This is a genomic window from Stenotrophomonas sp. 278, from assembly GCF_003935715.1.
Taxonomy (GTDB): domain Bacteria; phylum Pseudomonadota; class Gammaproteobacteria; order Xanthomonadales; family Xanthomonadaceae; genus Stenotrophomonas; species Stenotrophomonas maltophilia_AH.
The window spans coordinates 1-9,011 of the sequence record NZ_RHPP01000154.1; the positions used below are offsets into that span (position 1 = coordinate 1).

The window sequence follows — 9,011 nt, forward strand, 5'->3', positions numbered from 1 at the left end:
CCTTCGCGTTCCACCGCCAGCGGCGCGGGCCGCGGCGGCAGCGGCGTGTCGTCGACGGCGATATCGGGGTTGGCACGCAACGCATCCAACGGCGTCAGCAACGATGTCAGCGGGGTTCGCGCCAGCCCGGCGAGGTCGCCGCACGCGATCCACAGGGCGTGCTCGGCGCGGGTCAGGCCAACGTAGAGCAGGCGCGCGTCTTCGGCGCGCTGTTCGCGTTCGCGCAGTGCGCTGGCGGCATCCCAGCTGGCGTCCTTGTCCAGTTTCCAATGCAGCTCGCGGCCCTGCGCGGTGTGCACGGTGCAATGTGCATCGGTGTTCGGCGCGCCACCGTCAATGCCCACGAACGGCAGGAACACCAGCGGGTACTCCAGGCCCTTGCTCTTGTGCAGGGTGACGATCTGCACCCGGCGCGCGTCCGACTCCAGCCGCAACAGCTGCTGTTCGTCGTCCTGGTCGGCATGGGCCATCTGCACCTGCAGCCAGTCCAGCAGCCCGTGCATGCCCAGCGCGCGGGTCGAGGCTTCCTGCAGCAGTTCGGCCAACTGCAGATAATTGGTGAGCCGGCGTTCGCCATCCATCAGCGCCAGCAGGCGCTCGGCCTGGCCCGCACAGACATCGGCCACCACTGCGAAGGGCCCGCCTCGTTGCCAGCGCTCGCGCCAGTGCAGCAGCTGCACCTGCAGGGTCCGTTGCAGGTCGCCATCCTGTTCCATCGCGGCGATCTGCGTGGCGGAATAGCCCAGCAGTACCGTCGACAGTGCGGCCCGCAGGCGGCCTTCGTCGGCGGGTTGCAGCAGGGCCAGCAGCAGCACGCGCAGTTCGCGTGCTTCGGCGGTGGCGTACAGACTCTGCTTGCCCGCCGCCACCGCGGGAATGCCGGCGGCGGCCAGCGCCTGCTGGATGCGCGTGGCTTCGCTGTGGCGGCGCACCAGCACGGCGATGTCGCCGGCCTGCACGGGCCGCCCGCGCAACAGCGCGCGACCGGCGCGCGCTTCGCTGAGCACCTCATGGATGGCGACCACGCAGGCCTCGGTGGCCTGCTGGCGTGACGGATCGGCATTGAGCGCCTTGCCGTCGTCACTGCGCAGCACACGTAGGGTCAGGCCGGGCGCGGACACACCGTCGCGCTGGAAATCAGCATCTATACGCACGCTTCCCGGCAGTACCGGCTCGAAGGCAATGTCAGCGCCGCCGAAGGCCTGATCGCCCCCGATGTCGTACAGGGTCTGCAACGCACGCAGTACCGCCGGACGCGAGCGGAAATTGCGGTTCAGCGCAGGAGCCGCCATCGCCGCGCGCTTGGCGCTGAGGTAGGTATGGATGTCGCCGCCGCGGAAGCCGTAGATGGCCTGCTTGGGATCACCGATCAGGAACAGTGCCGGCTCCAGCGCGGCCTCGCGTGTTTCGACGCTGTCGCCGAACACGGTCTGGAAGATGCCCCACTGGCGGTCGTCGGTGTCCTGGAACTCATCGACGAGCGCCATGCGGTACTGCGAACGCAGCTGGCGTACCAGGACCTGTCGATCCGGTCCTTCGAGTGCCCGCGCTACGCCGTCGATCAGGTCATCGTAGGTCTGGACGCGCCGCTGCCGCTTCAGTTCTTCAAGGCGCGCGCGCGCTTCGTCGCGCAGCCGGTGCAGCAGGCGCACGGCCTGTTCGCGCAGCCAGGCATCGCAGGCGTCGGCCGCATGCCACCACTGCGCCAATGCGTCGAACAACGGTGAGCTGGGACACTGCGCCTGCTGTCCGTCCTTGCAGTAATCACGCAGTGCGTCGGGCAGCAGCTTGCCCAGGTGGGTCTTGTCGCCGCGTGCCCACGCCAGCGCAGCGCGGCCGGCCAACAGCTCGTTGAACGCCTTCTCGAAGCTCGGTCGCTTGGCGCGACGACCGTCGAGCACCTTGCGTTCAAAGGCCACATCAATCGCGGCCTGCGCGGTTTCGGCATGGCTCTGGATCGCCTCGCCGAGCCGGACAGCGGCCTCCTGCAGCGCTGCGCTGGGGTCCGCCATCACCACCGCCGGTACGGCCGGCAACAGGGGCAGCGGTGCGCGCAACGCCGGCAGGTCCGCCGCCAGCGCCTCGGGGTTCTTCCACAACCGCAGCAGTGCGTCCAGCGTGGCCGGGTCATTGGCGTGCACGCGCCAGAGGTCGGCAGCCAGTTCCTCGTACAGCACCCGCTCGCCCGGGATCAGCTCCGGCGGCTCAAAGGTGTGCCCGCTTTCCAGCGCATGCTCGCGCAGCACACGGGTGCAGAAGCCATGGATGGTGAAGATCGAGGCCAGGTCGATCTCGTCGGCAGCGATCTGCAGGCGGCGGGACAGCGCTGCGGCGCTTTCGCTGCCGTATTGCAGATGGCGCTGCAGGATGGACCGGGTCAGGATGACATCCGGACCCTCGTCGTCGCTGGCCGGTAGATCCACCAGCCGCGCCGCCAGCGCCAGGCGCTCGCGGATGCGCTTGCGCAGTTCCTGGGTGGCTGCATCGGTGAACGTCACCGCCAGGATCTGGCCGATGCGCAGCCCGCGTTCCACCACCAACCGGGTGAACAGCGTGGCGAGGGTGAAGGTCTTGCCGGTGCCGGCGCTGGCTTCGATCAGCTGCACGCCCTGCAGCGGCAGGGTCAGGTACGGGTCGATGGCGGTGCTCATGCCACGTCCTCCGTCTCGAAGCCGTTGAACACCTGCGCCTGCCGCACCGCGCGGAACACAGTGAAGCTGATCTGCAGCAGGTCGGCGTAGCGGGCCTCGTCGTTGAACAGCGACTGCCCGCGCAGCGCCAGCTGATAGGCCTCGCCGCTGCCCTCGCCCCAGCTGCGGTCCCGGCCGTGCCATTGCTTCGCGCCTTCGACGTGGCGCTTGGCGGCGGGGGCGTTGTACAGCGCCCAACCGGTATACGGGCCGTACGGCAGCGGCTCGCGCAGCCCGCGTTCGCGCAGCTTCAGCAGCGCCGCCAGGGCGTCGAGGGCCCGGGCCTGACCCGGGGCTGGCAGCACATGCGGACCCAGTCCCTCGTCGCCGGCATCGAAGAACTGGACCAGTGGCAGCGCGTCGCCGGCGGCGTTGGCCAGCAGCCAGTCCAGCCCATGTCGGATCGCTGCCGGGCCATTGAGCGTGCCGGCACGCAGGCGCACCAGGCCGTGCGGATGGCGATCATCAACGCGGCCGAACAGGGTGACGCCGTCGATCTGCACTTCATAGCGGCGGCTTTCCAGCGGCGTTCCCTGCAGCCACTGCGCCAGGGCCTGTCCATAGGGCTGGGTCTGCGCCTGGACGGCGGCGAACTGGCGCTCGCCCAGCGCGCCGGACGGCACCAGGCCGCGCGCGCGCAGGCGGGGATAAAGCGGGGCGTCATCGCCGCGCAGTGTGGCGTCGATGACCGCCAGCTGCAGGGTGCGCTGCTCCAGACCGCGCCCGGCGATCACCAGTGGTTCGACATCGTCCACGTCTTCGAGCGGATCGGGCAGGCGCAGGCCGAGTGTCTGCGACAGGAACTGCCCAGCCGGGTCGACCAGCATGCGGCGCAGCGCCTCCAGCGACAGCTGTTGTTCCGTGGCAAGGTCCGGGCTGGGCGGCAGTGCCGCGTCGAACCATGAGGGAGGCAGGCGGCGAGTGACGCCGGACTGCTGCGCGGCCGGATGCCAGGCGCGCTGGTAGCTGAAGCGACGTGGCTCGTCACCGCCGCCGAACGCGGCCGGCGAGAACGGCTGCAGCGCATGCTGCACGGTGAAGGCACGCACGGCCGCCTCCGGGTCCACATGGTAGGCCGCCGCCGCGTCGATCAGTTCGCTGACCAGCACCGACGGCTCACGCACGCTGCCATCGCGCGGGTCCGCGCCCAGGTAGCTCAGGTAGAACACGTCCTGTGCCGCCGCGAACAGCTGCAGGAACAGGAAGCGGTCGTCTTCGCGGGTCGAGCGGTCGCCGGGGCGGCGGCGCGGCGTGTCCAGCTCGGCGGTCAGTTGATTGAGGCCTGCGGCCGGGTCGCGACGCGGGAAATCGCCGTCGTTCAAGCCCAGCACGCAGATCACCCGGAACGGCAGCAGCCGCATCGGCACCATCCGGCCGAAGCTGATGCCGCCGGTCAGCAGCGGTGCACGGGTGTCGGCTTCACCGAGCACGCCGGTGAAGTGCGCCCGGATCACATCCGGCGGCACCGGCGCGTCGAAGCCGGCACTGTCGGCCTCGTCGGCGAACTGGTTGACCAGCTTGCGCAGCCGCTCCAGTGCGCGTTGTCCCTGTGGTGTCGCCGGCGGCAGCGGCAGCAGCGCATCCAGCAGGCCCAGCAGGCGTTGCCGCCACTGCGCCGGGCTCAGTGCTTCGCTCAGACGCTGCTGACTCACGGCCAGCACGCGCAGCAGCCGGATCAGCCGGTCCAGTGCTTCCAGTGCACTACCTTCCAGTTCCGGCCACGGAGCCACCCCGGCGATGTCGCCGTCATCGCCGCTGGCGTGGCCCAGCAGCAGGCGATCCAGTGCGAACTGCCAGGTGAAGGCATCGTCGGCGGGGGCTTGATGGTGCTGGCGGTGTCGGGCATTCAGGCCCCAGCGCGCGCCGGCGGCCAGCAACCAGTCGTGCAGGCGTTCGAAGGCCGCACTGTCCAGTCCGGAAGCTTCGGCCAGCGGCGCGCTGCCGAGCAGATCCAGCACCTCGTTGAGCCCGAAGCGCGATACCGGCAGTGCCAGCAGGTGCACGAACACGTCGGCCAACGGCTCGCCGGCCAGCGGGCTGGTGTCGGCCAAGGCATAGGGGATGTGCTCGAGGTCGCCGCTGCGACCGCCGAACACCGCTTCCAGGTAGGGCACGTAAGGGTCGATGTCCGGGGCCAGCACGGCGATGTCGCGGGCCTGCAGCGGCGGGTCGAAGCGGGTGTCCTGCAACAGCGCGCGCAGCTGGTCGTGCAGCACCTGCAGTTCGCGCAGGCGGGTGTGACAGGCGTGCACCTGCAGGCTGGGGTCGTCTGTGCGCAGCGCGGCCAGCGGGTCGCCCGATGGCGTACCGCGACGATGGAACAGGTCACGCTGCAGGCGATGCAGCAGGCTGTCGGCCAGGCCGCCCTGGTCCAGGTTGGCGCGCACGTCGTCCTCGGGATCGGCGTAAGCCGCGATCTCGCCGGACGGATGCACCACTTCGTAGCTTCCCAGCACCGCCATGAAGTCGCGCCCTGCCGCGCCCCACGCCTGCAGCAGGCGGTTCTCGCCAGCCGCTTCGCCGAAGGGATCCGGCGCACCGCTGCGCAGCTTCTCGGCCAGGGTCTGCAGATCGCCCCAGTACGCCTGGGTCGGGGTGGGCAGATAGAAGTGCAGCTCGCCGACCCGGGCCTGGGTCGCCATCACCCGCAGCACGTCCGGTGAGATGTTCAGCGTCGCGAATGCCGACAGGCGTCGTGGCAGCCCCTGCGGCAGGGGCCGCCCGGCACCTTCGAAGCGGTCCAGGTAGGCCTGGATGCGGCGGGCGCGATAGGAGCGGCCCTGGGCCACGGCGCGCCACAGGATCGCCTGCGGGTCGGCCGGGTCGGACCCGGCCTCCCAGCGAAGGAGCCAATCGCGACGCCATGCCTGGTACTTCTCGAACACGCTGGCCAGCTCGCCCGCCAGCGCCCACGGCAGCAGCGGATCGGATCCGGAGAGATACGCCCGCAGCGCGCGCAGCGGCGGCAGTTCGAGCAGGGCAGGATCGCGCAGCGCCTGGTACAGCCGCCAGCGCATTCCCGCCGCGTCCAGATCATCGCCTTCGCCGTCCACATTGGCGTTCAGGGCACGTGCCACGAACTCACCGGGAGTGAGGAATTCCAGGTTGGCGGCGACGCCGAACTCGGCGGCCAGGGTGGAATGCAGCCAGCGCCGCATCGCCACCTGGGGAATCAGAATGACCTCCGGTTCCAGCAGTGACTGCCCAGGCACCGGCGCACGCACGTGCCGCGCCAGCAGCGCGGCCAGCACATCGAGGGAGTTGGAGTGGTACAGGCGGAAATCGGCGGCGGGGTCGCTCATCGCGCACAGTGTGCCGGATTGTTCCACGGGGTGGCGGGATTGGACCGACCGTTCCGCGACATCCCCGTGCGACAATACTGCACGATCCAGTTCGGTTATGTTCAGCCGCCCACCACGATCTTAGAACGTTGGAAAATTGTTAATGGCGTCCATGACGGCTTCCCACGATCCATTGGTGCAGTTGAATGACGTGCGCATCGAGCGCGGCGGTCGCGCAATCCTGCGCGATGTGTCGCTGTCGGTGCCGCGCGGCAGCATCACCGCCGTGCTGGGTCCGTCAGGCAGCGGCAAGTCGACGCTGTTGGCGGCGCTGACCGGCGAACTGCGCCCGGCGGCGGGCTCGATCACCCTGTTCGGCCAGCCCATTCCGAGCGGCAGCAGCGCACTGCGCGAGATGCGCCGCAGCGTGGGCGTGCTGCTGCAGGGCAACGGGCTGCTGACCGACCTGACCGTGGCCGAGAACGTGGCACTGCCGCTGCGCACGCATACCCGCCTGCCGATGCCGGTGCTGCGCCGACTGGTGGACATGAAGCTGCACGCGGTGGGCCTGTTGGCTGCAGCCGATGCCTGGCCACGCGAACTGTCCGGCGGCATGGCCCGTCGTGTCGCGCTGGCCCGGGCACTGGCGCTGGACCCACCGCTGATGATCTACGACGAACCGCTGACCGGGCTGGACCCGATCGCCAGCGGCGTGATCATGAGCCTGATCCAGCGCCTCAACCACAGCCTGGGGCTGACCAGCATCATCGTCAGCCATCACGTGCATGAAACCCTGCCGATCTGCGACCAGGTCATCGCCATCGCCAATGGCAGTGTGGTGTTCCAGGGCACGCCGGCCGCGCTGGAGGCCAGTGACGATCCGCTGCTGCGACAGTTCCTGGATGGGCAGCCCGATGGTCCGATTCCGTTCGATGCCGCGCCGCGCGCGAAGGTGGCCTGATGCCGTTTGTTGAAGCCACCCGCTCGCTGGGCCGCGCCGGACTGTTCTCGCTGACCGTGCTGCGTGGCTCGCTGCCCAGCGCCGACTTCCTGGCCGAACTCACCCGCGAGATCTACAAGATCGGCGCACGTTCGCTGCCGATCATCGCCGTGGGCGGAGCCTTCGTCGGCCTGGTGCTGACCCTGCAGGGCTACCGCACGCTGACCACGTTCGGTGCCGCCGATGCGTTGTCGACCCTGCTCGGCTTGTCGCTGTACCGCGAACTGGCTCCGGTTCTGACCGCGTTGCTGTTCATCGGTCGCGCCGGCAGCTCCATTGCGGCCGAACTCGGGCTGATGCGCGCCACCGACCAGATCAAGGCGCTGGAGCTTATGGCGATCGACCCGATTGCCAAGGCGGTAGCCCCGCGGTTCTGGGCGGCAGTACTGACCGTACCGCTGTTGACGGGCATCTTCTGCTCGCTCGCGATCAGCGCCAGCTACTTCGAGGCCGTGCACGTGCTGGGCCTGGACAATGGCGTGTTCTGGTCGGCGCTGAGCAACAGCGTGGATTTCTGGGACGACTTTGGCGTGGCGATGCTGAAGTCTGCGATCTTCGGCGGTACCGCTGCGCTGGTGGCTTCGTATGTCGGCTTCCACGCCGAACCCACCATTGAGGGCACCTCGGTGGCCACCACCCGCGCGGTGGTGAATGCGTCGCTGCTGGTGCTGATGTTCAACTTCGTGCTGTCGGCGATGCTGTTCCGCTGATCCGCTGTCCCCCTTTGATGCTCGCCTGGCCCGCCAGGCACCTGACAAACAACGGTGAGATTTTCCATGGCCATCCGCGGTCCCAGACTCGAATTTTCCGTCGGCGCGTTCCTGCTGCTGGCGCTGGCCTCGCTGCTCGTGCTCGCGGTGGCCTCCACCAACCAGCGCTGGGGTTTCGGCGGCGACGGCTATGAACTGAAAGCACGCTTCACCCAGATCGGGCAGCTGCGCAAGCAGGCACCGGTGAAGATCGGCGGGGTGGTGGTGGGACAGGTCGCCAACATCGACCTCGACCCTGCCCGCTTCGATTCCATCGTCACCCTGAAGCTGGACGGCAAGTTCAAGGACCTGCCAGCCGATACCTCCGCCGGCATATTCACCAGCGGTTTGCTCGGCGAGAGCTATATCGGACTGCAGCCGGGCGGCGACCCGGACGTGCTCAAGCCCGGCGACGAAATCGTCTTCACCCAGCCGGCCGTGGACCTGATCCAGATGGTTGGCAAATACATGTTCAGCGGCTCGGGCAACACCGGTGCCGCCTCCCAGGAAGCTCCCGGTGCCGACGCGCCGGCAACGGAACCGCAGAAATGACCCACAAACTGATCCCCGCACTGCTCGCTTCGGCCCTGCTGGCCGCTACTCCTTCGCTGGCCTTGGCCCAGGGCGCTCCGGCCGCCACCAGCGCGCAGCAGGGCCAGGCCACCAAGGTGGTGCTTGACGCCAGCTCGCGCATCCTGACCACCCTGCAGGCCCGCAAGGCCGAATTCAGCAAGGACCCGAACGCGCTGCGCAGCTACATCGACAGCGAGCTCAACCGTACCTTCGACCGCGACTATGCCGCGCGTCTGGTGCTGGGTGCCAACGCCCGCGGTGCCTCCGATGCCGACGTGAAGCTGTTCGCCGACGCCATGGCCGACAACCTGATGCAGCGTTACGGCTCGGCCCTGCTGACCATCCAGGGCAAGCCCAGCTTCCGCGCCAAGGGTGAAACCGCGCTGCCGAACAATCGCGGCATGCGCGTGGCTACCGAGCTGGTGCGTTCGGGCAGCGAGACCACGCCGGTCGAGTACCTGATGCGCCAGGTCAACGGCCAGTGGAAGATCTTCGACGTGAACATCGAAGGCATCTCCTACGTGCAGACCTTCCGTACCCAGTTCGATGCCCCGCTGCGCCAGAAGGGCATCAAGCAGGTCGCTGCCGACCTGCGCGCTGGCAGCATGCAGGCCGGTCCGGCTGGCAATGGCAAGTAACGGCTCGCTGCAGCTGGACGGTTCGCGGGCGCGCCTTGCCGGCGCGCTAGACCGTGCGGCCGCGGTGGCGCTGTGGCCGC

6 protein-coding genes are annotated in these 9,011 nt (G+C 68.8%); 4 read left to right on the forward strand and 2 right to left on the reverse strand.

Annotation, left to right across the window (positions count from 1 at the left end):
* Together EGJ34_RS18630 and recC are read right to left on the reverse strand one after the other, a co-directional pair.
* On the reverse strand, positions 1-2,651 hold a 2,651-nt coding region (locus EGJ34_RS18630; protein ID WP_125361954.1), incomplete at its 3' end, for an exodeoxyribonuclease V subunit beta.
* Positions 2,648-5,992, reverse strand: a complete 3,345-nt coding sequence (gene recC, locus EGJ34_RS18635; protein WP_125361955.1) for an exodeoxyribonuclease V subunit gamma — start codon at positions 5,990-5,992, stop codon at positions 2,648-2,650. The genes EGJ34_RS18630 and recC, both read right to left, overlap by 4 nt.
* Before the next feature lie 151 nt (positions 5,993-6,143).
* Here recC and EGJ34_RS18640 point away from each other — a divergent pair, with 151 nt between their 5' ends.
* The 4 genes from EGJ34_RS18640 (at position 6,144) to EGJ34_RS18655 (ending at position 8,931) form a co-directional block, all read left to right on the forward strand.
* A complete protein-coding gene (locus tag EGJ34_RS18640) occupies positions 6,144-6,932 on the forward strand; it encodes an ATP-binding cassette domain-containing protein (protein ID WP_125361956.1) in 789 nt (262 codons plus the stop codon).
* The gene (locus EGJ34_RS18645) at positions 6,932-7,681 is read left to right on the forward strand and encodes an MlaE family lipid ABC transporter permease subunit (RefSeq protein WP_125361957.1); all 750 of its coding nucleotides are present in this window, start codon (positions 6,932-6,934) and stop codon (positions 7,679-7,681) included. The genes EGJ34_RS18640 and EGJ34_RS18645 overlap by 1 nt, the downstream gene beginning before the upstream one ends.
* 66 nt (positions 7,682-7,747) lie before the next feature.
* The gene (gene mlaD, locus EGJ34_RS18650) at positions 7,748-8,272 is read left to right on the forward strand and encodes an outer membrane lipid asymmetry maintenance protein MlaD (RefSeq protein WP_125361958.1); all 525 of its coding nucleotides are present in this window, start codon (positions 7,748-7,750) and stop codon (positions 8,270-8,272) included.
* The gene (locus tag EGJ34_RS18655) at positions 8,269-8,931 is read left to right on the forward strand and encodes an ABC transporter substrate-binding protein (protein WP_125361959.1); all 663 of its coding nucleotides are present in this window, start codon (positions 8,269-8,271) and stop codon (positions 8,929-8,931) included. The genes mlaD and EGJ34_RS18655 overlap by 4 nt, the downstream gene beginning before the upstream one ends.
* Positions 8,932-9,011: the final 80 nt, after the last annotated feature.